The organism is Micromonospora sp. AKA38 (genome assembly GCF_027925725.1).
Classification (GTDB): Bacteria; Actinomycetota; Actinomycetes; order Mycobacteriales; family Micromonosporaceae; genus Micromonospora.
In genome coordinates, this window is the sequence record NZ_BNEI01000003.1 from 920,284 (window position 1) to 945,269 (window position 24,986).

The following is a 24,986-nucleotide window of genomic DNA, read 5'->3' on the forward strand; positions in this document are numbered from 1 at the left end:
CGCGGCCCGGTCGGGGCGTGACAGGATGAGCGGCGTGGCGGAGCGGATGATCGTCGTCGGCGGGGACGCCGCCGGCATGTCGGCGGCCTCCCAGGCGCGGCGCCGCCGCGACCGGGCGGACCTGGAGATCGTCGCGTTCGAGCGGGGACACTTCACGTCCTACTCGGCCTGCGGCATCCCGTACTGGGTGAGCGGCCTGGTGCCGGAACGCGACCAACTCGTCGCCCGCACCCCGGCCGCATTCCGCGACGACTTCGACATCGACGTCCGGACCCGGCACGAGGTCACCGCCATCGACCTGGGCCGCCGCGAGGTGGTCGCCCGGGACCTCGACGGCGGCGGCGAGGTCCGCGCCGGCTTCGACACGCTGGTGTACGCCACCGGCGCCACCCCGGTGCAGCCGGAGTGGGCCCGCGACGAGGTGGCCGGCGTGTTCGGCGTGCAGACGCTCGACGACGGCGCCGCGGTGCTCGACTGGCTCGAACGCGAGCCCCGACCGCGGCACGCGGTGGTGGTCGGCGGCGGCTACGTCGGCGTGGAGATGGCCGAGGCGCTGGTGCACCGCGGGCTCACGGTCCAGTTGGTCGAGCAGTCCGCGCAGCCGATGGCGACCGTGGACCCGGACATGGGCGAGCTGGTCGGCGAGGCGATGCGGCAGGTCGGCATCGGCATCCGCACCGGGACGACGGTCACCGGCCTGGAGGAACGGGACGGTCGGATCGCCGCAGTGGTCACCGACGCGGGGCCGATCCCGGCCGACGTCGTGGTGCTGGGTCTCGGCGTACGCCCCAACACCCGGCTCGCCGAGGCCGCCGGCCTGCCGCTCGGGCCGTCCGGCGCGATCCGGGTGGACCGCCGGATGCGGGTGCCCGGCGCGCCCGGCGTCTGGGCGGCCGGCGACTGCGTGGAGAGCCTGCACCGGGTCAGCGGCATGCCGGTGCACGTCCCGCTCGGCACGCACGCCAACAAGCAGGGCCGGGTCGCCGGGATCAACATCGGCGGCGGGTACGCCACGTTCCCCGGCGTGATCGGCACCGCCGTCACCAAGGTCTGCGAGCTGGAGGTCGGGCGCACCGGGCTGCGCGAGCGGGACGCCACCGAGGCCGGGTTCGAGTTCGTCACGGTGACGGCCGAGTCGACGAACCGGGCCGGCTACTACCCGGGCGCGCAGAAGATGACCGTGAAGCTGATCGCCGAGCGGCCCGGCGGGCGGCTGCTCGGGGCGCAGATCGTCGGCTGGTCCGAGGCGGCCAAACGGATCGACGCGCTGGCCGTGGCGCTGTGGAACGGCATGACGGTGGACGAGATGACCGCGCTCGACCTCGGTTACGCGCCCCCGTACGCCCCGGTCTGGGACCCGGTGCTGATCGCCGCCCGCAAGGCCGTCGACGCCCTCGCCGAGCGGTAAGGAAGGGCCCCTTCTTAACGCCTCCGGTAGAGAAGGGGGCCCTTCTCACCTTCCGGTTCCGGCTCTGTCGGAGGGCAGGGTTAGCGTGTGCGCGCTGTCGGTTCGGCACTCGCTCGGAGGTAACCCCCATGTCGCAGGAGACGACCTACCTTGAACTGTCCGAAGTGGACGGAGGCGCGCACAAGTTCTACGAGGTGGTGGTGAACGACGCGGCGATGACCGTCCGCTTCGGACGGATCGGTGACCAGGGGCAGGTGAAGACCAGCGCCTACCCGGACAACGCCCGGGCCCGGGCCGCCGCGGCGAAGAAGATCGGCGAGAAGGTCCGCAAGGGCTACGTCCCCGCGGTGCCCGGCGTACGCCGGAAGCGGCCGGTCTCCCGCCGGGAGATCGTGAGCACCCGCTCCACCGCCCGTACCGCCCCGGTCCTCTGGCGGTACGCCTCGGGCGCGCCCGCCTTCGGCATCTTCGTGGATGGGCGGCACTGCATGGTCGGCAACGAGCACGGCGTGATCACCACGCTGGACCACGACGCCCGGATGGTGAACCAGGTCCGGCTCCCCGACGGCGTGAAGTGCATCGTCGCCGACGACGCCTGGGTCTACGCCGGCTGCGACGACGGCAACGTCTACGACCTCTCCGGCAAGGTGCCCCGGGCGGCGTACGCGATCGCACCGGAGATCGACATCTACTGGCTGGACATCCACGACGGCATCCTCGGCGTCTCGGACCGCGAGGGCGGCGTCGCCGCGTTCGACCACGAGGACGAGTTCCTCTGGCGCCGGGCCGGGCGCGGCCGGTCCGCCTGGATGGTGCGCTGCGACGCCGACGCGCTCTACCACGGTCACTCGCAGGGCGTCACCGGCTACGACTGGCGCACCGGGCGGGAGCTGTGGCACACCGGCACCGGGGCGGTGCTCTTCGGCTGGCAGGAGCGCGACACGGTGTTCGCCGGCACCGGCACCCGGGAGGTGGTGCGACTGCGCAAGGACGGCCGGGCCGAGCGGACGTACCGCTGTGACGCCCCGGTCTTCTCGTGTGCCACCGCCGAGGACGGTCGGTACGTCTTCGCCGGGGACAGCGCCTCCTCGATCTACTGCTTCGACGCGGCCGGCAACCGGCTGTGGAAGCTCGGCACCGGCTGCGGCTCGGCGTACTCCATGCAGTATCACGACCAGCGGCTCTACGTGGTGACCACCAGCGGCTACCTGGCCTGCATCGACGCCGGCGAGGCGGCGATCCGGGCGGCCGAGGCGGGCGACGTGCCCGAGGTGGTGGACGTCAAGGCACCGGCTCGGCTGCCCGAGCCGGCCGCCTGGGCCACGGTCGAGGTGACCACCGACAGCCGGGACGGCGTGCTGGTGCAGTGCGTCGAGCACGGCGGCCGGCTGCGGGTCCACGTCCTCTCCGACGGCTATCAGCGGGACTGGTCGGTCCAGTTCCCCAAGGGCATCCGGGAACCCGGGGCCCGCTACCTGGTCAGCGAGGTCCGCGAGTCCGGCCGGGGTGGCTTCTACCGGGCGTACGGCGACATCCGCCGGCTGCGGTAACCGGGTCCCGGCGGGCGGGGCGGGTCGGGGCGGCGCCGGTCGCCGCACTCGGTCAGGATGGCCGGATGCGGTGGGAGATCCCGGACGGGTTGCGGTGGACCGAGCGGACGCCGCTCGGGCGGGCCTGGCTGGCGGAGCTGCCGGACCGGTTGGCGGAGTGCGTGGCGCAGTGGGAGCTGACGGCCGTCGGGCCGCCGTTCGCCTACGCGTTCGCCTCGCTGGCCCTGCCGGCCGAGCTGCCGGACGGCACGCGGGCGGTGCTGAAACTGCAGTACCCGGACGACGACAGCGTCCACGAGGCCACCGCGCTGGCACACTGGGCCGGCCGGGGCGCGATCCGGCTGCTCGCCCACGACGCCGACCGCCGCGCGCTGCTCGTGGAGCGCTGCGACCCGGGCGTACCGCTGCACACGCTGGCGCTCGACGCCGCGCTCGACGCCGCGGTCGGCCTGCTGCCCCGGCTCGCGGTGCCGGCCGGCCCGCCGTTCACGCCGCTCGCCGAGGAGGCGGCCGGCTGGGCCGAGCGGATGCCGGCCAACTGGCGACGGACCAACCGGCCGTACGAGCGGCGGCTGCTCGACGCCACCCTCGGCCTGCTCGCCGAGCTGGCCCCGGACCAGGGCGAGCAGGTGCTGGTCAACCAGGATCTGCACGCCGGCAACGTGCTGGCGGCCGACCGCGAGCCGTGGCTGGTCATCGACCCGAAGCCGCTTGTCGGTGAGCGGGAGTTCGCGGTGGTGCCGCTGGTCCGCGGCGCCGAGCTGGGCCACTCTCCCGCGGCGGTGCGGCACCGGCTCGACCGGCTCAGCGCCGAGCTGGGCCTGGACCGGGCCCGGGTCCGCGGCTGGGCGATCGGCCAGACGCTGGCCTGGAGCGTCGGCGGCGACCAGGTCTTCCCCGGCAACATCGAGGCGGCCCGCTGGCTGCTCGACGAGTGCTGACTCAGCCGGCCTGGCAGGTGGGGCACCAGTAGAGGTTGCGACCGGCCAGCGTGCCCCGGCTCACCGGGGTGCCGCAGACGTGGCAGGGCTCGCCCGGGCGGCGGTAGACGTACACCTCGCCGCCGTGCCGGTCGACGCGCGGTGCCCGGCCGGTGGCCTCCGGCAGGTCCGCGTCGCGCACGGTGTCGATCCGGCCGCGCTCGACCGCGCGGGTCATCAGCATCACCAGGTCCGCCCAGAGTTCCGCCCAGCCGGCCGGCGTCAGCTCCCGTCCGGGCAGCAGCGGTGGCAGCCCGGCGCGGAACAGCGCCTCGGTCACGAAGATCAGCCCGGTGCCGGCCACCACGGACTGGTCCAGCAGCAGCGCGGCGAGCGGGGTGGGGCTGCGCCGGATCCGCGCGTACGCCCGGTCCGGGTCGGCGTCGGCGCGCAGCGGGTCCGGGCCGAGCCGGCCACGCAGCGCCGCCACCTCGGGCGGAGTGAGCAGCTCGCAGGCGGCGGGGCCGCGCAGCTCCAACCAGTTGCGGTCGCTGTGCAGGCGCAGCCGGAGCTGGCCGACCGGGGCCGGCGGCTCCCCCGGCCCGTCGGCGAACCTGCCGTACAGCCCGAGGTGCACGTGCAGCGTCAGCTCGCCGGCGTAGTGGTGCAGCAGGTGCTTGCCGTACGCCTCGGTGCCGTCCAGGACGGTGCCGGTGAGCCGGGCCGCGCCCTCGGCGAAGCGCCCCTGCGGGCTGTCGGCGTGCACCTTGTCGCCGGCGAACAGCTCGGCGTGGCGGGCGGCGAGTCGGTGGATGGAGTGTCCCTCTGGCACGGGTGCCAAGCGTAGTCAGCGGTTCTCACCGCTGCCGGCTGACCGCCGCCAGGTCGAGCAGGTGGGCCAGGCGGTACCGCAGCACCCGCGCCTGCCCGACCGACAACACCACGGCGGAGGCCGCGCCGCTCAGGCGCACCATCGTCTCGGCGGCGGGATGCAGCGCCCGCACCAGCCCCACCTGGACGACGGACGACTCCGAGCGGTTGGTGTCCACCCGGCCGGCCCGGGAGCAGTGTCGGCCGCGAAGCCGGCAACGGTCCCGGTCGCACCAACGCGGGTGGGCCAGGTCGTCCGGGGCGGCGAGGGCACCGGTCGGATAGACGAACACATGCCCGCAGGGCCGCGACATCCCAGGTCCCACACCGATCGGGTACGCGTCCAGCCCGGCCCGGCCCAACACGGCGACGGCGTGCGGGGTGTGTGCCGCGCAGGTGTACGCGCAGGCGTCCAGCGAGTCCGTCGTGTACAGCTCGATCCGCAGCGTCGCCGGTGCTCCGCACTCGGGCAGGGTGGGTAGGTTGCTCACGGGTCGCCTCCTAGCTGGGCGATCAAGGCCCCCGGCCAACGCCGCAATCGCTGACCGGGGGCCACTTTCGTGCCGTTCGACCAAACGTACATCCAATAGACGTCTAGATGCTAGACGTCTATTGGCTGGACATCCCCGGGCACGTACAGATCATGTGCGTGTCTACGCTGCCGCCCATGACGAGTCCGCTCAACAGCGTGCCGCTCTACCGGCAGTTGGCGGACCTGCTTGCCAAGCAGATCGAAGAGGGCACGTTACGTCCAGGACAGCCGCTGCCGAGTGAACTCCACTTGCAGCAGACCTACGGCGTAGCCCGGGGAACCGTGCGGATGGCGATGCGTGAGCTGCGGGATCGCGGTCTCGTCGTCACCGTTCACGCACGGGGAACCTTCGTCGCTGAGCAGCGGTAGCGACCGCAGCGCGGGACGCCATTGAATCGACGTCTGTCGAATGACAGACTGACTCCGGTCGCGCTCGGGAGCCGGTGCGAGCCGCTCGATCCAGCAGGAGAGTGACGCGCGGGGTGGTGCGCCACCCGGCGCCGGGCAGTCCTCTCCGGCAGTCCGCCGTGCCGCCGTCGCGCCGCCGGGCCGGTTGAACGCCACCACCGCCGGCCGCGCCGCGGGGGCCGCAGTTCAGCTCAGGAGCGCAGATGATCCGTACCCTCGGCGCGGCTCTGGCCGCCGCCCTCACCCTGACCGGCCTGGCCGCCTCGACCGGCGCCGCCCGCCCGCCCGCCACCGTCCTGACGACGCCCGCGCCCACTCCGACGCTGGTGTGCCCGCCGGCGCTGCCGGTCGGGGGCCAGGTGACCGGCGCCACCGCCACCAGTCTCACCATCAGCTACTCGATGCTGCTCAGCCCGCCCTGCGGTTACGACCCGCCGCTGGTCGTCAGCCTCTTCACCAGCCGCGAGGACGCCACCGGCTGGCGTAATCCGGTGGCCGAGGCCGTTACCGGGCCGGAGCGGTACGGGACGGTGACCGTCGGCGGGCTGACCCCGGACACCGACTACTGGTTCCGGTTCAGCGACCCCCACGGCACGCGCGACCCGTACTTCATCGGTGGACCGGCGCGGACGCTGCCGACGTCGACGTGCACCGCGACGGTCACCATCGACAGCCGGTGGTACGGCGGCTTCATCGCCACGGTCACCGTGCGCAACACCGGGACCCAGCCCACCGGCGGCTGGGTCGTCTCGTGGCGGTGGACCGGTGACGAGCGCATCGAGTCGATCTGGGGCGGGGTGGCGGAACGCGCCGGCGAGAACGTCACGGTCCGCAACGCCTCCTGGAACGGGACGCTGGCGCCGGGCGGCTCGACCACGTTCGGCGTGCTGGTGGCCGCCAGCAGCGCGTCCGCCGGCATCTCGCCGGTCTGCGGTCGGTGACCGGCATGCGGTCGACGGATCGGGCGGTCCCCCACGGAGGGAACGACCGGATGAGCCGGGGCGGACGACTCGGGGCGGTCCTGGCGGCGCTCACCGTGGCCGTCGCGGCGGCGCTTGTCGGGCCGGCCACGGGCGCGCAGGCGGCGCCGGTGACCGTCACCAACGGCACGCAGTTCACCGACACGAGCGGGGCGGTGGTGCACGCCCACGGCGGCGGCGTCCTCAAGGTCGACAACTACTACTACTGGTTCGGCGAGAACCGGAACCCGGACAACACGTTCCGGGCGGTCTCCGTCTACCGCTCCACGGACCTGCGCACCTGGGAGTTCCGCAACAACGTGCTGACCCAGGCGTCGGCGGCCGAACTGCAGCGGGCCAACATCGAACGACCGAAGGTCATCTACAACGCCGGCACCGGCCGGTTCGTGATGTGGATGCACAAGGAGAACGGGTCCGACTACAACGAGGCCCGGGCCGCCGTCGCGTCGTCGGCCACGGTGGACGGCAACTACACCTACCACGGCAGCTTCCGGCCGCTCGGGCAGCACATGTCCCGGGACATCACGCTCTACAACGACAACGGCACCGCGTACATGATCTCGGCCGCCAACGAGAACCGCGACCTGAACATCTACCGGCTCACCTCGGACTACCTCAACGTCGCCGGCCTGGTGGGCAACTTCTGGGCCGGCGCGACCCGCGAGGCGCCCGCGATGTTCAAACGGGGCGGCACGTACTTCCTGCTGACCTCCGCCGCGACGGGCTGGAGCCCGAACCAGGCCCGGTACGCCACCGCGCCGAGCATCTCCGGTCCGTGGAGCGGCTGGACCGACGTGGGCAACGGCACCACGTTCAACTCCCAGCCCGCCTTCGTGCTGCCGATCCAGGGCACCGCCACCACCAGCTACCTCTACCTGGGTGACCGGTGGGCGGGGGCGTGGGGTGGGCCGGTCAACGACTCGCAGTACGTGTGGCTGCCGATCTCGTTCCCGACCAGCACCAGCATGAGCCTGACCTGGTACCCGTCGGTCACCATCGACACGGCCGCGGGGACGGTCACCGGCGACACACCGGTCTCGTACCGGGTCACCGCCCGGCACAGCGGTCGGGTGCTGGACGTGATCGGCAACTCCACCGCGAACAACGCCGAGGTCAAGCAGTGGGCGTGGAACGGCGGCGGGAACCAGCGGTGGGAGTTCCAGGACGCCGGCGGCGGCTGGTTCCGCCTGGTGAACGCCAACAGCGGCAAGTGTCTCGACGTCGCCGACGCGTCCACCGCCGACGGCGCGAACATCATCCAGTACACCTGCGGCGGCGGCGCGAACCAGCAGTGGCAGTGGGCCGCGGTCGGCAGCTGGTTCCAGCTCCGGGCCCGGCACAGCGGCAAGTGCCTGGACGTGGTCAACGCCGCCACCGGCGACGGCGCGGACGTCCAGCAGCTCACCTGCGGCGGGGGCACCAACCAGCAGTGGTCACGCACCCAGTCCTGACGACGCCCACGTGACGGAGCCGGGCTGTCCCCGCCGGCCGGACGCCGGCCGGGCGGGCCCGGTTCCGTCACCGGGTGTCGACTTCCGCACGTCTGGGTACCTCCGCACTGTCATGCGCGGCCTCCGCGCCTGGATCAGGAGGTACCAACGTGAACATCCTGTCCCGCCGGAACTCTCCGGCGCGTAGTACCGATGTGAACGGCGACGGGGTCGTGGACGCCCACGACGGGCCCCCGGCCGCCGACGGAACCCCGCCCGCGGACGGAACGGCCGACCGGCCGGTGGTGACCGACCGCGACGCGGTGCGGACCACGTACCGCAGCGGCGCGACCGCCACCGAGGCGGAGCGGGCCGCCGACGCCGGACCGGTCGCCGACGCGAGGCCGGTCACCGACCCCGGACCGGTCACCGACGCCGCGCGCGTCGAGACCGCGCCCCGCACCGGTGAGGCGGAGCGGCGGGCGGCGCAGCGGGCCGCCGCGGCCCGGGCGGCGACCAGCCGGCCGTCGGGTCGGAGCACGCGGACCGTCGACCCGGAACCCACCCGGGAGCAGGCCGTCGACCTGGACGGGGACGGCCGCCCGGACCGTGCCGTCGACCTGGACGGCGACGGTCGCCCCGATCGTGCCGTCGACCTGGATCGGGACGGCCGCCCGGACCGTCCCGTCGACCTGGACGGCGACGGCCGCCCCGACCGGGAACTCGACCCGGAGCTGACGAAGAAGCCGCGGGCCAGCCTGCTCGCCACGCTCGGTCTGATCGTGTCCGTGGTCGGCGCGCTCTTCGTGCTCTCCGGCACGCTGGCCGGCTACGGCATCGGGCTCGGCGCGGTCGGCGCGGTGCTCGCGGTGCTGGGTCTGATGGCCACCCGACGCCGGCACGTGGCCGGGAAGACCGACGCGCTGATCGGCATCATGGTCGGCCTGGCCGCCGTGGTGCTCGGCATCGTGGCGATGACCGGCCAGTTCGACTGGCCGACCACGGACGGCGAGTGGGTGAGCCGCTTCCGCGAGTGGCTTGATTCACAGTTTGTCGATCGATTCTGAGGGCACTATCTCGATCGCCGGCAGCGACCGGCAGCCCGACAAAGCTCCGGTGGTTCACCGGGCAGCTCCGGTGGTTCACCGGCAGGGCAACACCCTTTCGGGGGGCGGCGATTCGCCGCCCCCCGAAGTGTTTTTCCCGTCCCGCCGACGTGTGGGCCCCCCGCCCACTCCCACTACCAGAGACAAACGTTCCACCCGTCGAGATCCCCATAGATCTTGGTACGTTTCGGCCCCCTTAGGGGCCATTTCCTACCAAGATCTCGGCCGTTCGGGCTTTTCGGGCGCAGTACGCCGCGTGCCGGGGTGGCTGGGGCGGGTGGCTGGGGGCGACGGGACGGCTGGCGGCGAGTCGCGCGCCGGCTGCGGGAGCGCGCGGACTGACGCCAGCTCGCCGAGCCGGCGGCAACCTGAGGCGCCCGACGCGCGAGGGAAGCACGACGAGGAAGTAGAACGGCGGGAGTGCGTAGACGCAACAATCGGTCGATGAAGCGTCGTTAGACGCAATGATCAGCTGCTCGACGCACGGTTTCGCGGTGGAAGTCGACGCACCGGGCCGCATACGGTTGACCCACGGCGCCAGCCCGTGGGCCGACCGTGGCCGGGCGCGCCCGACCCTGGGAGCACCACATGACGATGGACGTTACCCGCCAGCGCTTCCTGATGTGCCGGCCGACGTACTTCGCCGTCGACTACGCGATCAACCCGTGGATGGACCCCACCGCCCCGGTCGACGCCGACCTGGCGATCCGGCAGTGGGAGCAGCTCCACCAGACGTACCTCGACCTGGGCCACGAGGTCGAGCTGATCGACCCGGTCGCCGGCCTGCCGGACATGGTGTTCGCGGCCAACGGCGGCACCGTGATCGACGACAAGGCCATGGCGGTGCAGTTCCGCGACCCGCAGCGCGCCGACGAGGCGCCCGCGTACCGGGCCTGGTTCGAGGCCGCCGGCTTCGAGATGTACGACCCGAAGCACCTCAACGAGGGCGAGGGCGACGTCCTGCTGGTCGGCGACCACCTGCTCGCCGGCACCGGGTTCCGCACCGCGCACGCGTCGCACGCGCAGCTCCAGGAGGTCTTCGGCTACCCGGTGGTCACCATGCAGTTGGTGGACGCCCGCTTCTACCACCTGGACACCGCGCTGACCGTGCTCGACGAGCGGACCGTGGCGTACCTGCCGGAGGCGTTCTCGCCGGGCAGCCAGGCGGTGCTGCGCCGGCTCTTCCCGGACGCGATCCACGCGACCATGGCCGACGCCGAGGTGCTGGGCCTGAACGCGGTCAGCGACGGCCGGCACGTGGTGCTGCCGGCGCAGGCCACCGACCTGGCCGCGAAGCTGCGCGACCGGGGTTACGAGACCATCGGGATCGACCTGTCCGAGCTTCGCAAGGCCGGCGGCGGACCGAAGTGCTGCACGTTGCGACTCCGTCAGGGAAAGGCGATCAAGTGATCATCGACGACATGCTGCGGACACCCTCCGCGGTCCGGGACGCGGAGCGCCACACGGCGCACAACTACCACCCGCTGCCCGTGGTGATCTCCTCGGCGGAGGGCGCCTGGCTGACCGACGTGGACGGCCGCCGCTACCTGGACTGCCTGGCCGGCTACTCGGCGCTGAACTTCGGCCACCGGCACCCGAAGCTGATCGAGGCGGCGCACGCCCAGCTCGACCGGCTCACGCTGACCAGCCGCGCGTTCATCCACGACCAGTTCGCCGACTTCTGCCGGGAGCTGGCCGCGCTCTGCGGCAAGGAGCTGGTCCTGCCGATGAACACCGGCGCCGAGGCGGTGGAGACCGGCATCAAGGTCGCCCGCAAGTGGGGCTACCAGGTCAAGGGCGTCACGCCGGGCCAGGCCAACATCGTGGTGGCGGAGGGGAACTTCCACGGCCGTACCACCACCATCGTCAGCTTCTCCACCGACGAGGACGCGCGGGCCGACTTCGGTCCGTACACGCCGGGCTTCACCGTGGTTCCCTACGGCGACCTGGCCGCGCTGACCGCGGCGATCGACGAGAACACGGTGGCCGTGCTGCTGGAGCCGATCCAGGGCGAGCAGGGCGTCGTGGTGCCGCCGGAGGGCTACCTGCCCGGCGTGCGCGAGGTCTGCACCGAGCGGAACGTGCTGTTCATCGCCGACGAGATCCAGTCCGGGCTGGGGCGCACCGGCGCCACGTTCGCCTGTGACCTGGAGGGCGTCGTCCCGGACATGTACCTGCTGGGCAAGGCGCTCGGCGGCGGCATCGTGCCGGTCTCCGCGGTGGCCGCGAACGCCGACGTGCTGGGCGTGCTCCAGCCGGGTCAGCACGGCTCCACGTTCGGCGGCAACCCGCTGGCCTGCGCGGTCGCCACCGAGGTGGTCCGGCTGCTCGCCACCGGCGAGTTCCAGCGCCGCTCGGCCGTGCTGGGCGAGCGGCTGAAGGCCGGCCTGGAGGCGCTGCTCGGCAAGGGCCTCGTCGCGGTCCGGGTGCGCGGCCTCTGGGCCGGCGTCGACATCGACCCGGCGTTGATGAGCGGCCGGCAGGCGTGCGAGCGGCTGATGGAGCGCGGGGTGCTGGCCAAGGACACCCACGGCTCGACCATCCGGCTCGCCCCGCCGCTGGTGATCACCGCCGACGAGATCGACCACGCGGTGGCGCAGCTCGCCGCCGTGCTGGCCGGCTGACGGCGTACGCGGAAAAGGGCGCCGGGACCACGACGGTCCCGGCGCCCTTCGCGCTCGTGGGTCAGGGACGCGGCAGCCGCATCGCCATGGTCGGCGCCTCGGCCATCACCGAGTTCGGCGTGTACGTCGCGTCGCTGGCCGTCTCGGCGGCCCGCCCGATCTGCACGCCCGGGTAGAGCTCGATCAGGTCGCCCTCGCCCAACGACCGGGACTGCTGGGGCGGCAGCGGGATCCGCTCCGTCTCGACCATCGACCCGCCCGGCCGGATGCCGGAGCCGTTGGTGCTGGTGTCGGTGACCACCACCTCGCCGCCGCGCCCCAGGTCGAACCGGACGTGGCTGCGGCTGATCCAGCGGCGGGCCTCGTCGTTGAGCCACTGGCCGAGCGTCACGCCGCCGGGGCCGTCCGGGGCCCGGCCGACCGCCACCGGCTCGGCCTCGGTGAGCACGAACCGCTTCCGCACCAGCCCGCCGATCCGCACCGCCAGCACCTCGCTGCGCGGGCGCTGCCCGGCGTCGGAGAGGCGGCTGCCGTGCCGGGGGCAGGTCGGCGCGCCGGTGCGCAACGTGGGCGGCGGCTGTTCGGACGGGGTCCGGTCGATCGCGGCCAGGTCGGCGAAGGCGCCGCCACCCCCGCCGCCGCCGAACAGCGCGCAGCCCGGCTCGGGGCAGCGCCACTGCCGGGAGAGCAGCTTGACGCCGGCCGGTGAACGGGAGCCGGTGACCGGGTCCTGGCCGCCGCCGACGTGCGCGATGAACACCGGCCCGCCGGCGCCGGGCACCGGCGCGAGCACCCGGCCGGCCTGGCCGACCCACGGGTAACGGCCGACGAGCCCGTCCAGCCGGGCGCGGGTGAGCACCGGCAGGCCGAGCAGGTCGGCCACCTCCAGCATCCGGTCGCCGGGCTGGTCGAGCACCTCCACCAGGCCGTCGTCGGCCCAGCGGCGGACCACCATCCGCTCGTTGGAGGTCAGGTCGGCGTCGGACAGCAGCGCCCGGTGCACGATCGCGTAGACCTGGACGCTGTCCTCGCCGATCTGCCGGGACAACGCGTCGATCACCATCCCGAGCCGCAGCAGGCTGGCCGGCCGCCCGCCGTCCAGGTTCTGCCAGCGGATCACCTCGGCCAGGTCGACCACGGCCCGCGCCAGCAACGGGTCGGTGCAGACCCGCCCCTCGATGGCGTCCAGCACCTTGCTGATCTCGAATCTCATGCCGCGCTCCGCACCATGTCGTCGCTTGACCCGGTCGGGGCCGGTCGCCCACCGGGCCGCGCGTCACCCCGGCGACGCGCCGTCCCACCACTGCGACGACCCTACCGGCCGCGTCCGACGGCGGCGTTCCCCCGCACGCCGGAAGCGGCGCACGCCACCGGCCGGGCCGGGCGGGGACACCCCTCGACGCCCCCGCCCGGCCCGCCCGACTCAGCCCGCGCGCAGCGGTCGCCCCACGTCGTGCAGGTGCGCCAACCCCTGCCGGTACGACTCGACCAGCCCGGCCTCCGCGTACGGGATGCCCTGCTCGGCGCAGTACGCCCGGACCAGCGGGCGGGCCCGGCGCAGGTTGGCGCGCGGCAGGTTCGGGAACAGGTGGTGCTCGATCTGGTGGTTGAGGCCGCCCAGCGCCAGGTCGACGAACCGGCCGCCGCGCACGTTGCGGGCGGTGAGCACCTGCTTGCGGAGATAGTCGAGGTCGTCGTCGGCGGTGGGCATCGGCATGCCCTTGTGGTTCGGGGCGAACGCGCATCCCATGTAGAGCCCCCAGAGTCCCTGGTGCACGGCGGCGAAGAGCAGCGCCTTGCCCGGTGACATCACCGCCAGCAGCAGGCCGACGTAGCCGGCGGTGTGCGCCGCGAGCAGCGTCGCCTCCACGGCCCGGTGCCGCACCGGTACGCGCCACCGGCCGTCCGGCTGCCGACCGACCAGCGCCCGTACGCTCGCCACGTGCAGCGCCAGCCCTTCCAGCAGCAGCATCGGGAAGAACAGCCACGCCTGCCGCCGGGCCAGCCACCGGCTCAGTCCCCGGGTCGCCTGCGCCTGCTCGTACGTCCAGACCAGCGCGCCCGCGCCGACGTCCGGGTCCTCGTCGGCGTGGTTCGGGTTGGCGTGGTGCCGGTTGTGCTTGTCCACCCACCAGCCGTAGCTGAGCCCCACGGCGAGGTTGCCGGCGACCAGGCCGGCCACCTCGCTGGGCCCGCGCCGGCGGAACATCTGCCGGTGCCCGGCGTCGTGCCCGAGGAACGCCACCTGGGTGGTGGCCACCGCCATGACGGCCGCCAGCGGCAGTTGCCACCAGGAGTCGCCGACGACCGCCACCAACGCCCAGCCGGCCAGGAACGCGCCCAGGGTGAGCGCGATGCGGACCGCGTACCGGCCCGGCCGCCTGTCGAACAACCCGGCCTCGGCGACCCGGCGGGACAGCCGCGCGTAGTCGCTGCCCCGCCGGCCCTCCGGTGCCGCCACCGTCGAAGTCGTCATCCGCGATCCCCCCGCTTGGCCGTGGGCCCCGTCCGATCGTGACCCTCGGTGACCATCGTGCCGAAATTCGTGGCCCTGGGTAATCCCGTCATCCCCCGAACCACCGGTGGGGTTGCCCCCACCCCCGTGGGTTGCGGTCAGGTCAGGCGGGTGACGGCGGCACGCAGGCGGGCCAGGTCGCGGCGGCGTCGCTCGTACGTGGCGGCCAGACCGATCAGCGCCAGGCCCCCCAGCGCGAGGAAGACCCAGCGGGGCAGCAGGTCCCAGCTCCGGGCCAGCTCGTGCAGCGCCAGCGGCACCAGCGTGGCCGCGCCCAGCAGGACCGGTGCCTGCCAGCGCCGGACCGCGCCGCCGAGCACCGCGCCGAGCGCCACCGCGCCCAGCGCCAGCCGGCGCAGCGGCTGCAGGTCCGGTGCCGCCAGCACCGAGACCAGGCTGGGCAGCAGCGCCGCGCCGAGCCCCGGCCCGAGCGCCAGCCAGCTCGTCAGCCCGGGCCGGCGCCGCAACGCGAACAGGCCCGCGCCGAGGGCGAGCGCCGCCGCCGGCACCGTGTACGCCTCCAGCACCGCCACCCCGCCGGCCGCCAGCAGCAGCCAGCCGCCGAGCAGCTCGCTGCCGCCTGCGACCGCCGCGAGAGCGGCGCGCCGGCCCGGCGTCTCACCACGGCGCAGCACCCGGACCGCCACGACGACGCCCCAGAGTGCGCAGACCGCCGCCGCGTACCGCAGCGCGCCGCCGGTGAGCAGCAGCGCGAGCAGCGCCACCGCCTGCGCCACCCCGTCCAGCACCGCACCCGTCGCCGTCCACCGCGTCCACTGCGTCGATCTTGGAGTTGTGGCGCCCACGATGTCGGAATCGCGCTTCTTGCGAGCGACCACAAGTCCAAGATCGACGAATCGGGGCGTGACCCGCAGCGCCGGCGCGGCGTGCAGGGTCACCGCCGCGACGGCCAGCACCGCGAACCCGGCGGTACGCAACGGCAGGCCGCCGGCCAGCGGCGCGGTGACCGCGAAGCCGGTGGCCGCGGCCACCGCGCCCATCCAGCCGCCGAGCCGGACCGCGCCCGACCACCCGGTCACGCCCACCACCACGCCGGCCACCACCAGCGCCCCCAGCCCGGCCAGCGTCCCCGCCCGGGTGGCGACCAGCCCGCCGAACCCGAACCCGCCGAGCACCGCCCCCGTCAGCACCAGCACCGGCAACCACCAACCCGGGGCCGACGTCGGACGCGCCCCCGCCGGTTTCGCCGTTCGCGCCCCCGCCGGGCCCGGGACCGACGCCGGAGCGTCGCCCACCGAGGTGGCCTGGCCCGGACCCGCCGTGGCGGCGGTCAGCAGCGCGGCCAGGCCGGTGCCGAACGCCACCGCCGGCACCACCGGCCAGGGCGCGCCGGCCGCCGCGAGCAGCACCGGCAGGGCCACCGCGCCGAACGGCAGCGCCGCCCGCACGCGCCGGCCGACCGGCGTCCCGATCCGGGCGTACGCCGCCGCGGCGACGCCGAGCAGCAGCAGGGTCAACCCGGCCCGGGCCGCCTCCGCCGGAGCCGCCGTGCCGGCCGGTGCCCCGGCCCAGGGCCGGACCGGCAGCTCCCCCAGCACCGCAAGCGCGCCCGGCGCGGCGGCCAGCCCGGCCAGCCCGGCCAGCGCCGCGCCGACCACCCGCGGGGCGTACGCCGGCCGGGTCGTCCCACCGCCGGCGGCCAGCGCCAGCAGCACTCCCGCCGCCGCGTAGAGCGCCACCGGTTCCCGGCCCGGCGCGACCAGCGGCCCGAGGCCGAGCGCGGCGAGCGCCACCGCGAGCGCCGTCGAGGCGTACCCGGTCAGGTCGGGCCACCGGCGGCGGACCGCCAGCACGGCGACCACCGGCACCACGACGGAGGTCGCCCCGCCCCGCAGTTGCCACCAGGTCGGCGCGTGAAGGCCGAGCAGCGCGACGGCCACCGCCGCCGGTACGGCGAGCAGCGCCACGGCCAGCGCCAGCCCGGCGACGACCGGCTGGGCGCCCGCACCGCGCCGGCCGAGTGCCGCCACCGCCACGCCGAGCACTGCCGTCACCGCGAGCACCGCGACGGCACCGGCCGGCGCGGCGCAGCCGACCAGCAGCGCGTGCCCGACCAGCACCGCCCCCGCCGACGCGGCGACTCCGACGACGACCCGGCCCCGGCGCGGCCGGGCCACGGCACCCAGCAGCAGCGCGGCGGCCACCGTGAGGTCGGCGACCAGCACCGCCGGCCACGGCGTGCCCACCACGGCCGGCGCGGCGAGGACGGCCAACCCGGCGGTCACCACCCCGACCAGCGGCCGGGCGGCCCGGGGCGTCAGCAGCGCCACCGCGCCGGCGACGAGCAGCAACGCGGGCGGCAACTGCCAGCCCCAGGACGGCACGGAACCGCCCGGCCGGGCCCGGACCGCGGCGACCGCGACCGCCGCGGCCGTCACCCCGGTCAGTACGACGGTGACCTGTCCCAGCCCGGCGGCCACCGCGAGCGCACCGATCCGCGGCCCGGTCCGCAGCCGCGCCGGAAGCGCCCGGACCGCGCCGGCCAGCACCGCCACCGTGAGCCCGGCCGCGAGCAGCAGCAGCCCGGGACGCTCGGCGGCGACCGGACGTACAAGCGCGGCGGCCAGCACCGGCACCAGCAGCCCGGCGGCCACCGCGCGCCACATCCGGCCACCGGCCGCGTACGCGCCCGCCACCAGGGCGAGCGCCACCACCAGCAGTGGACCGCCGGCCAGCAGCGGGGTGCCGCCCGCGCGGCCGACCGCCAGCGGCACCAGCGCGAAGCCGGCGGCCAGGGCCAGCGCCGCTCCGTGCCCGAGCCAGCCCAGCACCTGCCCGGCCCACACCGCCCCGCCGGCCGGGCCCGTGCCGGCGCCACCCCCCAGGCGCGCGCCGCCGGCACGGGCGGTCCGGCGGCGCAGGGCGACCACCACCGCCAGGTCACCGAGCGCCAGCGCGGTCAGGGCCAACGCCCAACCGGCCGCCCCCGGCCGGGCCGCCGCCACCGCCAGCGGCAGCACCGGCTGGGCCGCCAGCCACGCCGCGAACCACGGCGCGGTCAGGCGGCTGAGTCGCCCGTAGCCGGCCGCCACGGCAGCGCTGACGGCCGCGACCAGCGCGGCGTACCGGCTGCCCGGCCAGCCGGCGACCCCGAACAGGTCCACCGACCAGGCGGCGTACCCGTCCAGGAGCACCAGCAGCAGCCCCACCGCGGCGATCGTCTCGGCGGTGCCGCGCAGCCCGCGCGCCCGGGCCAGCAGCGGCGCGGCGAGGGCCAGCACGGTGACGGCGAGCAGGATCAGCGCCCGGCCGGCCACCCCGAACGCGGCCCAGGCGACCGCGGTGAAGACGATCGCGGCGGTGCCGAGCAGCAGTCCTCCGAGCACGAAGAGCAGACCCTGCACCGCCCGGCCGGACGTCTCCGCGCCACCGGCCCGGGCCGTTCCGGCGACGGGCGGCGCCGGCCGCACCGGCTGCACCGGCCGCACCGGCCGCACCGGCTGCGACGGGTGCACCGGCTGCGACGGGTGCATCGGCGCCCCGGCGGTGACCGTCCGGGGCGCGGGGATCTCCAGGCGGATCCGGGCGGCCAGCGCCGCCCGTCGCTGCCGGACCGTGGACAGCCGGCCGGCCAGCTCCTGGTACGCGACCCGGGCCGCGTCCACCCGCGGGGTCAGCGCGGCGATCTCCCGGTCCAGCCGGACCACCTCGGCGGCGGGCGGGTAGGGCGGGCGACCGCAGGCGCGGCAGCCGGCGACGAGGTCGGCCGGTGCGCCGCACCCGGGGCAGGGGTAGCCGGTGTTCTCCACCCGGTCAGCCTCGCCGGTGGCGGGGCGGGCGGACAGAGTAGGGGTACCTAGGGCCGGGTGTGTTCGCGTACCCAGGCGGTGTAGTCCGGGTTGCCGCTGTCCTCCCGGGCGACCAGGATCTCCGGCACTTCGTACGGGTGGCTGGCCCGGATCTGGTCGACAAGCGCGTCCACCCGGTCCGGCGTGGTCTTGAAACGCACCGACCACTCGGCGGTGGTCTGGATCGCCGACTGCCACCAGTAGGTGCTGTCCACCGGGCCGCCGACCTGGGCACACGCCGCCAGGCGGCCGGCGACGGCCGCAGCCGCCAACACGTCCGCCACCCGGCGGGCATCCACCACCGTCGTCACCACGCAGATCTGGTCCACCAGCGCACCCTACGCGGCGTCCGGGCCGCGCCGCCGTATCCGGGCACGAAAGCCGCTCAGGCGTCGACCGTGCCGTCCCGGGTGGCGGCGATCCACTTGTCGATCCGGGCCCACCAGTCGAACAGCCAGTCGATGCGCTCCTGCTTGCCGGCGGGGATCTCCTCCGGCGGCACGGACCAGAACCGCATCACGATCCGCTTGTCCATCGGCAGCTCACGCCACACGTCCGCGACCGTGAGCAACTGGTCCAGGCCGGTGTGCGCCACGAAGATCACCCCGGCGTCCGGCGCGGCGTCCAGCGCGGCAAGCAGTCCACCGGGCTGCGGGGCGAGCACGTGCTGCATCCGCTCGGCCCGCAGCGCCATCCGCTCCAGCCCGAGCGACCGCAGCCGGGCGATCGCCCGCAGCCGGCGCGACGGGGTGAAGTTGCCGCCCTCCGGGAAGATCACGAAGGCGTCGTCGTCGTCGAGGCCGGTGGCCAGGTGGCTGATCTGCCGTACCGCCGAGTCCCGGCCGTCCGCGCCGGGCGCGATGAACCGGTTGGGCAGCCGGTTGAGCAGCACGTCGATCGCCGGGTCCCACTGGAGGCTCTCCTTGAGCACGATCCGGGGCTCCCGGTGGAACCAGTTCACCAGCGCGTGGATCAGGATGAACGAGTCACCCGGCCCGGCGTGCCGGCAGAGAACCAGCTCGGGGCGGCCGGGCAGCGCGGTGTCCGGGTCGGTGCCGACCACGTCGATGCTCAGCCGCAGCGTCCACCGGGCCTGCCAGAACAACACCCGCAGGAAGCGGCCGGCGACCACGTAGTGGGCCCGCTGGAACGCCGGCGAACGCTTGTACCGGCCGAACCCGGACGCCAGCCAGAGCACGAAGAGCGTGAGCAGCGCGGCGGCGTCCCAGACCAGGTAGACGGTGCCGATCCAGAGCAGCCGCAGCGGGCGCAGCCGCCCCGGCACCAGCGGCGACGCGGCCAACGCCAGCAGCGCCCAACCGGGCAGCGTGGTGACCACGGCGACGGCGAGCAGCACGACGCCGGGCGCGAGCAGCAGTCGGCGTACCCAGCGGGGTGGCAGCGGCATCAACGCTCCAGCGCGGTGTCCAGGTAACGGCGGGAGGCGGTGTACGCCCGGCTGATCCGCCGCCCCACGGCCGCCATGTCCCGGTACGCCCACGGGCTGTCGTCGCGCGGCTCCAACCCGCCGGTCGGCAGTACGTGCACCTCGACGCCGTCGGGCAGCGCCGCCATCTCCCGGGCGAACCGGTGCCGGCGGGCGATCTCGAACGCGACCTGGGCGACCTCCCACGGCCGGCGCGGCGGGCTCAGCTCGCGCTCGATCCGGCCCACCTGGAGCACGAAGATCTGCGTCGCGCCGGCCGCCACCGCCTCGCCGACCGGGATCGAGTTGACCACCCCGCCGTCGATGTAGTGCTGGCCGGCGATCTGGGCGGGTGGCAGCAGCCCGGGCACCGAGGCGGACGCGAGCACCGCCGGCACCACCGGCCCCTCGGAGAACCAGTACTCGGCGGCGCGCTCGATGTTCGCCGCGCAGCACCGGAACGGCACGGCCAGGTCGGCGAACGTGGTCGCCTCACCCAGTTCGCTCTCCAGCAGGCGGCGCAGTGGGCGGGGCGAGTGCAGGTGGGTCCGCGCGGCGAAGCGGCGTAGCTGCCGGGCGACCGAGTCGCCGTACACCTCGCTCGCCTCCGGGGAGGCCCAGAGCCGGACCAGCCGGTCGGTGACCGCCTCGGTCGGGTCGGCGGCGACCAGGGCGCCGTTGACCGCGCCGATCGAGGTGCCGAGCACCAGGTCGGGCCGGATCCGGGCACGGAGCAGGGCGCGCAGCATGCCGACCTCGACCGCCCCCAGCACTCCCCCGCCACCGAGCACGAACGCCACCGGACCGCCTGCCATGCCGTTCATCCTGGCACGGGCCGCGCGGTCCGGCCCGGCGTGCCCGGCCGGGCACGGTGGGCCACGGCCGACGCGCGGATCGTGACCGGCTTCCGGACGCCCGTTGACAGGCCGGACACATTCCCGCAACCTGGTAGCGCTCCCGAGCCCAGGCAGGTGCGAGGTGAAGGCGACACTCCAAGCCGGCCGTCTGCTGGCCCGGCGGTACCGGCTCATCGACCGGATCGGCGCCGGCGGCATGTCGGTGATCTGGCGGGCCCGCGACGAGGTGCTCGACCGGGTGGTGGCGGTGAAGGTGCTCGCCCCCTCGCTCGCCGCCGACGCCCGGTTCCGCGACATGGTGCGCGAGGAGGCCCGCTCGGCCGCGCAGCTCGACCACCCGCACGTCACCGCCGTGCACGACTACGGCGAGACGGTCGCGCCGGACGGCTCGATCACCTCGTTCGTGGTGATGGAGCTGCTCAGCGGCGAGGAGTTGGAGCACCGGCTGACCGAGGGGCCGCTGCCCTGGGCGGCGGCGGTGGAGACGGGCGCGCAGGTGGCCGAGGCGCTGGCCGCGGCGCACCGGCTCGGCATCGTGCACCGCGACGTCACCCCCGCCAACGTGATGATGACCGGCGTCGGGGCGAAGGTGCTCGACTTCGGCATCGCCACCCGGGTCGGGGCACCGGACGAGGACGAGGACGGCGGCACGTTCGGCACCCCGGCGTACGTGGCGCCGGAACGGCTGGACGGCGCGCCGGCCCAGCCCGCCACCGACGTCTACTCGCTCGGCGTGCTGCTCTTCGAGACCCTGACCGGCCAGCCGCCGTACCCGGCGGACACCTGGGAGCAGCTCAGCGCCGCGCTGGCGGAGCACGCGCCGCCCACGCTGGACGGCGTACCCGGGCTGCCCCGGCCCGTCGCGGAGATCTGCCTGCGCTGCCTGGCCCGCGATCCGCGGGACCGGCCGACCGCGCACCGGGTGGCGGCCGTGCTCCGCGACCAGTTGCTCCCCGCCGATCCGCAGGCCGCCACCATGCTGGCGCCGACCATGACGCTGCCCGCGCTGAGCCGGACAGCGGCCCCGCCGACCCAGCCGGTCCCCGTCCCGCCCGCCCCGGCGGCCCAGCACGGCCCGGCGGGGGGGCCCGGTCCGGCGGGCGAACCGGCGCCGGTCGGTGGGCCGGGCCGACGCCGCGTCCTCGCGCTGGCGGGGGCCGGGGTGGTGCTGGTCGCCGCCGCCGCGTTGCTGGTGCCGGCGCTGACGCCGGACCGGCCGGTCGAGCCCCGGGTGCTGCCGACCGCCGGGCCGGTGGAGACACCCACCGGCGTGCCGACCGGTGACGGGGACCCGGCCACCACGCCGCCGCCCGAGCCGACCCGCGCGCCGGCCACCACCGTCCCGGCCGCGCCGACCGACGAGCCGGCGGATGCGGCCGAGCGGGTGGACGGGCTGATCGAGGCCGGGCTGACCGACGGTCAGATCCGCAGCGATGTCGGCGTGGACCTACGCAACCTGCTGCGCAACGCGGTGGCCGCGAGCGGCGAGGACGAGGTGACCGCCGCGGTGGAGCGCCTCCGCGGCAAGATCGCCGAGCGTCGACGCGAGGGCAGCATCACCCCCGGGTACGCGCGGCAACTCGACGCCGCGGCAGCGGCGCTCGTGGTCGGGCGCACCTGACCGGTCAACCGGTGACGAGCCCCGCGACCGCCCGCGGGCCGTCGGTCGTCGCCCGCCCGGCCAGGAAGCCCCGGTACACCGCCTCGTACCCGGCGGCCATCCGCTCCACCGAGAAGCTCTCGGCGACGTGCGCGACGCAGTCGGCCGGGTCCAGGTCGGCGACCGCGCGCAGCGCCGCCGGCAACTCGTCGGCGGTGTCGCACACCAGCCCGGTGACCCCGGGACGGACCAGTTCCGGCACCGCGCCCCGGCGCAGCGCCACCACCGGCGTACCGGTCGCCATGGCCTCCACCATCACCATGCCGAACGGCTCCGCCCACTGGATCGGCATGATCAGGCAACGCGCGTCGAGCAGCAGCCGCAGCACCGCCTCGCGCTCGGCGTTCACCACCAGCGTGACGTCCTCGCCCAGCAACGGCCCCACCACCTGCTCCAGGTAGCGGCGCTCGGTCGGTTCGTTGCACTTGCCGGCCAGGGTGAGCGGCAGCCCGGCCGCCCGGCAGGCCCGGATCGCCACGTCGGGGCCCTTGTCCGGACTGAACCGGGCGAGCCAGAGCACCGGCCCGGCCCCCGGCGCGTGCTTGTGCGGGAAGTCCCGCAGCGGCATCGCGTTGTGCACCGTGCCGACCCACGGCAGGCCCGGGTTCGCCCGGCGCTGGGCGTGCGAGATCGCGATCAGGCCGACCCCCCGGTCGGTGTTGCTGAGCACGGTGCCGTACTCGCCGACCGGGTTGCCGTGCACGGTCGCCACGGTCGGCACCCGGCGGCGGCCGGCCACCATCGGGCCGATGGTGCTGTGGTCGTGCACCAGGTCGAAGTCGGCCGGGTCGACCAGGTGGTCGACGTGCGCCAGGTGGGCCAGCTCGGGCAGCGACTCACCCAACCGGTCGAACTGCAGTTCGGCGCAGGTGGAGACGAACTCGGCGGCGGTGCCGTGCTCGGTGCCGGCGCCGAACAGCGTCACCGCGTGCCCGCGGTCGACGAGCGCGTCGACCAGCCCGGCCACCAGGGTCTCCAACCCGCCGTAGCCGGGTGGCGGCACCGACAGCCACGGCGGGACCACCATCGCGATCCGGAGCGGCCCGGCCCGCGCCCGGTCAGGCGGTGGCTGGTCGACGGCCACGAGTCCCTCCCCCGCTGGTCCCCGGCGTACCCGATCGGCGGCGGGTTCCCGACGCGACACGCGGTAAACGGCGTCCGGGCCCGGACCGGTCACCGGGCCGGTGACGGCTCACCCGGACCGGGTGAGACACGAAGAGGGGCGGTGGGCGACGAAGCCAACCCCCTTGGCTCCGTCGCCCACCGCCCCGGGAGGGAGGTAGGTCTTGCGGACTATGACGTTTCGGCGAGCGTCACGGTTGCCGTCTCGTCAGATCCGTTTCGCTTGTACTGAAGTTCGACCCGGTCGCCGACCTTGCCGGCCTGCACGGCGCCGACCAGGTCGTTGGAATCGTTGATCACCTTGTCGCCGAACTTGGTGATCACGTCACCCCGCTGGATCCCGGCCTTCTCGGCGGCGCTGCCCGGGGTGACCGCGGCGACCATCGCGCCGCCGTCCTCCGCGGCGTTCACGCTGACCCCGAGCGACGGGTGGCTGATCTTCTCGCCGCGCTGGAGCTTCTCGGCCACGTCCTTGGCCTTGTTGCTCGGGATGGCGAAGCCGACACCGATGTTGCCGTTGCTGCCCTGCCCGGCGGTGGCGATCGCGGTGTTGATGCCGATCACCTCGCCCCGCGTGTTGACCAGCGCGCCGCCGGAGTTGCCCGGGTTGATCGGGGCGTCGGTCTGCAACAGGCCGGAGATCGAGCTGGCCCCCTGCTGCGGGGTCTGCTGCTGGCCGCCCTCACCGGCGGAGATGGTGCGGTCGCGGGCGCTGAGGATGCCGGCGGTCACCGAGCCCTGGAGGCCGAGCGGGCTGCCCAGCGCGAGCACCTGGTCACCGACCTGCATGCCGTCGCTGTCGCCGAACTTCGCCGCCTTCAGGTCACTCACGCCGCTGGCCTTGACCACCGCGAGGTCGGTCTTCGGATCCGTGCCGACGATCTTCGCCGAGGCGTTCTTGCCGTTGGCGAAGACCACCTTCACCGTGTCGCCGCTGGCGGAGGCGACCACGTGGTTGTTGGTCAGCACGAACCCGTCGGCGCTGAGGATCACCCCGGAGCCCTCACCGCTGTCCGTCATGATCGTGACGATGCTGTCCTGCACGGCAGCCGCGATCTTGGGCAGGTCGGCGCTGTTGATCACCGGAGCGGCGGAGTAGGTGCGGGTGACGCCGCCGCCGTCGTCGAGCGCGAGGGCCAACGCGCCGCCGGCCACGCCCGAGCCGAGCATCAGGGCCAGCGCCAACGCGCCGGCGCCGACGAACTTGCCGGCCCGGCTGGGCCGCGCCGGCTGGTGCTGTCCCCACGGCGGGACCGGCTGCCCGGCCTGGTGCGGGGGGTACGGCTGCGCCTGGTACGTCGGGACGGGTCCCCCGGTGTGCGACGACGGGTAGCCGGAGCCGCCCTGCTGCGCCCACCCGCCCTGCTGCGGCGACCCGTACCAGTTCTGCGGTTGCCCCGAGGCGGGGTACGGCGGCGCGGAGGGCTGGGCGTACGGGCTGCCGGACGGCTGGGCGTACGCGCCACCCGGCGCGTACGGGCTGGCCGGCGCGGCGGAGGACGGCGCGTACGGGTTGGCCGGCGTGTCGGACGACGGCGCGTACGGGCTGGCCGGCGTGTCGGACGACGGCGCGTACGGGCTGGTCGGTGCGTCGGCGTGGGCGGTGGTTCCGGCGGCCGGGGAGTCGGCCGGAACCGACGCGGCGGCCGGAGTGGAGTCCGATGTCCCGCTCTCGACGCGGGGCAGCTCGGCGGTGTGGTGCGACGGCTGGGCGTCGGCAGGTGCCGGCGACCGCTGCGGCTCGGTCTCGTGGTCGGTCATGCCTACAG

Annotated in this window: 20 protein-coding genes; 10 read left to right on the plus strand and 10 right to left on the minus strand. The window is 74.8% G+C overall.

Annotated features, from left to right (window positions below):
- The first annotated feature begins 34 nt into the window (after positions 1-34).
- From TPA0908_RS12745 to TPA0908_RS12755, 3 genes are all read left to right on the plus strand, one after another.
- Positions 35-1,408 (plus strand): FAD-dependent oxidoreductase, encoded by a 1,374-nt coding sequence (locus TPA0908_RS12745; protein WP_281937681.1) that lies wholly within the window; start codon positions 35-37, stop codon positions 1,406-1,408.
- Positions 1,409-1,536: 128 nt separating this feature from the next.
- Complete coding sequence (locus TPA0908_RS12750) at positions 1,537-2,958, plus strand: WGR domain-containing protein (RefSeq protein ID WP_281937683.1); 1,422 nt, start codon at positions 1,537-1,539, stop codon at positions 2,956-2,958.
- Positions 2,959-3,023: 65 nt separating this feature from the next.
- Positions 3,024-3,899 (plus strand): aminoglycoside phosphotransferase family protein, encoded by an 876-nt coding sequence (locus tag TPA0908_RS12755; RefSeq protein ID WP_281937685.1) that lies wholly within the window; start codon positions 3,024-3,026, stop codon positions 3,897-3,899.
- A gap of 1 nt (position 3,900) precedes the next feature.
- On the opposite strand, the gene TPA0908_RS12760 is transcribed toward TPA0908_RS12755, so the two are convergent.
- Positions 3,901-4,710 carry an Fpg/Nei family DNA glycosylase gene (locus TPA0908_RS12760; RefSeq protein WP_281937687.1) on the minus strand — a complete coding sequence of 270 codons (810 nt, stop codon included), beginning with the start codon at positions 4,708-4,710 and terminating at the stop codon, positions 3,901-3,903.
- A 25-nt stretch (positions 4,711-4,735) separates the two neighbouring features.
- Entirely contained in the window at positions 4,736-5,239 is a 504-nt protein-coding gene (locus TPA0908_RS12765; protein ID WP_281937689.1) for a hypothetical protein, read from the minus strand.
- A 176-nt stretch (positions 5,240-5,415) separates the two neighbouring features.
- Here TPA0908_RS12765 and TPA0908_RS12770 point away from each other — a divergent pair, with 176 nt between their 5' ends.
- The 6 genes from TPA0908_RS12770 to rocD all read left to right on the plus strand — a co-directional run bounded on the left by TPA0908_RS12770 (position 5,416) and on the right by rocD (position 11,828).
- Positions 5,416-5,649: a GntR family transcriptional regulator gene (locus TPA0908_RS12770; RefSeq protein WP_281937691.1), complete on the plus strand. Its 234-nt coding sequence runs from the start codon at positions 5,416-5,418 to the stop codon at positions 5,647-5,649.
- Positions 5,650-5,891: 242 nt separating this feature from the next.
- Entirely contained in the window at positions 5,892-6,629 is a 738-nt protein-coding gene (locus tag TPA0908_RS12775; RefSeq protein WP_281937692.1) for a cellulose binding domain-containing protein, read from the plus strand.
- A 50-nt stretch (positions 6,630-6,679) separates the two neighbouring features.
- Positions 6,680-8,119: an RICIN domain-containing protein gene (locus TPA0908_RS12780; RefSeq protein WP_281937693.1), complete on the plus strand. Its 1,440-nt coding sequence runs from the start codon at positions 6,680-6,682 to the stop codon at positions 8,117-8,119.
- Between the two features lie 149 nt (positions 8,120-8,268).
- Entirely contained in the window at positions 8,269-9,165 is an 897-nt protein-coding gene (locus TPA0908_RS12785) for a DUF4190 domain-containing protein (RefSeq protein ID WP_281937694.1), read from the plus strand.
- Positions 9,166-9,798: 633 nt separating this feature from the next.
- Positions 9,799-10,614 (plus strand): dimethylargininase, encoded by an 816-nt coding sequence (gene ddaH, locus TPA0908_RS12790; RefSeq protein ID WP_281938580.1) that lies wholly within the window; start codon positions 9,799-9,801, stop codon positions 10,612-10,614.
- Positions 10,614-11,828, plus strand: a complete 1,215-nt coding sequence (gene rocD / locus TPA0908_RS12795) for an ornithine--oxo-acid transaminase (protein ID WP_281938582.1) — start codon at positions 10,614-10,616, stop codon at positions 11,826-11,828. Before ddaH ends, rocD begins: the two co-directional genes overlap by 1 nt.
- 61 nt (positions 11,829-11,889) lie before the next feature.
- On the opposite strand, the gene TPA0908_RS12800 is transcribed toward rocD, so the two are convergent.
- The 6 genes from TPA0908_RS12800 to TPA0908_RS12825 form a co-directional block, all read right to left on the minus strand.
- The gene (locus TPA0908_RS12800) at positions 11,890-13,041 is read right to left on the minus strand and encodes an FHA domain-containing protein (RefSeq protein ID WP_281937696.1); all 1,152 of its coding nucleotides are present in this window, start codon (positions 13,039-13,041) and stop codon (positions 11,890-11,892) included.
- Positions 13,042-13,251: 210 nt separating this feature from the next.
- Entirely contained in the window at positions 13,252-14,304 is a 1,053-nt protein-coding gene (locus tag TPA0908_RS12805; protein WP_281937697.1) for a fatty acid desaturase family protein, read from the minus strand.
- A gap of 137 nt (positions 14,305-14,441) precedes the next feature.
- Positions 14,442-18,113: an SCO7613 C-terminal domain-containing membrane protein gene (locus TPA0908_RS12810; RefSeq protein WP_281937699.1), complete on the minus strand. Its 3,672-nt coding sequence runs from the start codon at positions 18,111-18,113 to the stop codon at positions 14,442-14,444.
- Between the two features lie 47 nt (positions 18,114-18,160).
- Positions 18,161-18,481 carry a divalent-cation tolerance protein CutA gene (cutA, locus tag TPA0908_RS12815; RefSeq protein ID WP_107160928.1) on the minus strand — a complete coding sequence of 107 codons (321 nt, stop codon included), beginning with the start codon at positions 18,479-18,481 and terminating at the stop codon, positions 18,161-18,163.
- A 56-nt stretch (positions 18,482-18,537) separates the two neighbouring features.
- Positions 18,538-19,560 (minus strand): 1-acyl-sn-glycerol-3-phosphate acyltransferase, encoded by a 1,023-nt coding sequence (locus TPA0908_RS12820; protein WP_281937701.1) that lies wholly within the window; start codon positions 19,558-19,560, stop codon positions 18,538-18,540.
- On the minus strand, positions 19,560-20,393 hold the full coding sequence (locus tag TPA0908_RS12825) for a patatin-like phospholipase family protein (protein WP_281937702.1): 834 nt from the start codon (positions 20,391-20,393) through the stop codon (positions 19,560-19,562). The genes TPA0908_RS12820 and TPA0908_RS12825 overlap by 1 nt, the downstream gene beginning before the upstream one ends.
- Positions 20,394-20,556: 163 nt before the next feature.
- Here TPA0908_RS12825 and TPA0908_RS12830 point away from each other — a divergent pair, with 163 nt between their 5' ends.
- Positions 20,557-22,056: a serine/threonine-protein kinase gene (locus TPA0908_RS12830; RefSeq protein ID WP_281937704.1), complete on the plus strand. Its 1,500-nt coding sequence runs from the start codon at positions 20,557-20,559 to the stop codon at positions 22,054-22,056.
- Between the two features lie 4 nt (positions 22,057-22,060).
- Here TPA0908_RS12830 and TPA0908_RS12835 read toward each other — a convergent pair whose 3' ends face one another.
- Positions 22,061-23,122 carry a glycosyltransferase family 4 protein gene (locus TPA0908_RS12835; protein ID WP_281938584.1) on the minus strand — a complete coding sequence of 354 codons (1,062 nt, stop codon included), beginning with the start codon at positions 23,120-23,122 and terminating at the stop codon, positions 22,061-22,063.
- A gap of 266 nt (positions 23,123-23,388) precedes the next feature.
- Positions 23,389-24,978 (minus strand): S1C family serine protease, encoded by a 1,590-nt coding sequence (locus tag TPA0908_RS12840; protein ID WP_281937706.1) that lies wholly within the window; start codon positions 24,976-24,978, stop codon positions 23,389-23,391.
- Positions 24,979-24,986: the final 8 nt, after the last annotated feature.

What these genes read in the sequence shown, in the direction of transcription:
- TPA0908_RS12835 (WP_281938584.1), bottom strand. Translation starts at nt 23,122, where the DNA reads ATGGTGGTCCCGCCGTGGCTGTCGGTGCCGCCACCCGGCTACGGCGGG.
- TPA0908_RS12800 (WP_281937696.1), bottom strand. Translation starts at nt 13,041, where the DNA reads ATGAGATTCGAGATCAGCAAGGTGCTGGACGCCATCGAGGGGCGGGTC.
- TPA0908_RS12840 (WP_281937706.1), bottom strand. Translation starts at nt 24,978, where the DNA reads ATGACCGACCACGAGACCGAGCCGCAGCGGTCGCCGGCACCTGCCGAC.
- TPA0908_RS12750 (WP_281937683.1), top strand. Translation starts at nt 1,537, where the DNA reads ATGTCGCAGGAGACGACCTACCTTGAACTGTCCGAAGTGGACGGAGGC.
- ddaH (WP_281938580.1), top strand. Translation starts at nt 9,799, where the DNA reads ATGGACGTTACCCGCCAGCGCTTCCTGATGTGCCGGCCGACGTACTTC.
- TPA0908_RS12805 (WP_281937697.1), bottom strand. Translation starts at nt 14,304, where the DNA reads ATGACGACTTCGACGGTGGCGGCACCGGAGGGCCGGCGGGGCAGCGAC.
- TPA0908_RS12770 (WP_281937691.1), top strand. Translation starts at nt 5,416, where the DNA reads ATGACGAGTCCGCTCAACAGCGTGCCGCTCTACCGGCAGTTGGCGGAC.
- TPA0908_RS12825 (WP_281937702.1), bottom strand. Translation starts at nt 20,393, where the DNA reads ATGGCAGGCGGTCCGGTGGCGTTCGTGCTCGGTGGCGGGGGAGTGCTG.
- TPA0908_RS12820 (WP_281937701.1), bottom strand. Translation starts at nt 19,560, where the DNA reads ATGCCGCTGCCACCCCGCTGGGTACGCCGACTGCTGCTCGCGCCCGGC.
- TPA0908_RS12775 (WP_281937692.1), top strand. Translation starts at nt 5,892, where the DNA reads ATGATCCGTACCCTCGGCGCGGCTCTGGCCGCCGCCCTCACCCTGACC.
- TPA0908_RS12780 (WP_281937693.1), top strand. Translation starts at nt 6,680, where the DNA reads ATGAGCCGGGGCGGACGACTCGGGGCGGTCCTGGCGGCGCTCACCGTG.
- TPA0908_RS12755 (WP_281937685.1), top strand. Translation starts at nt 3,024, where the DNA reads ATGCGGTGGGAGATCCCGGACGGGTTGCGGTGGACCGAGCGGACGCCG.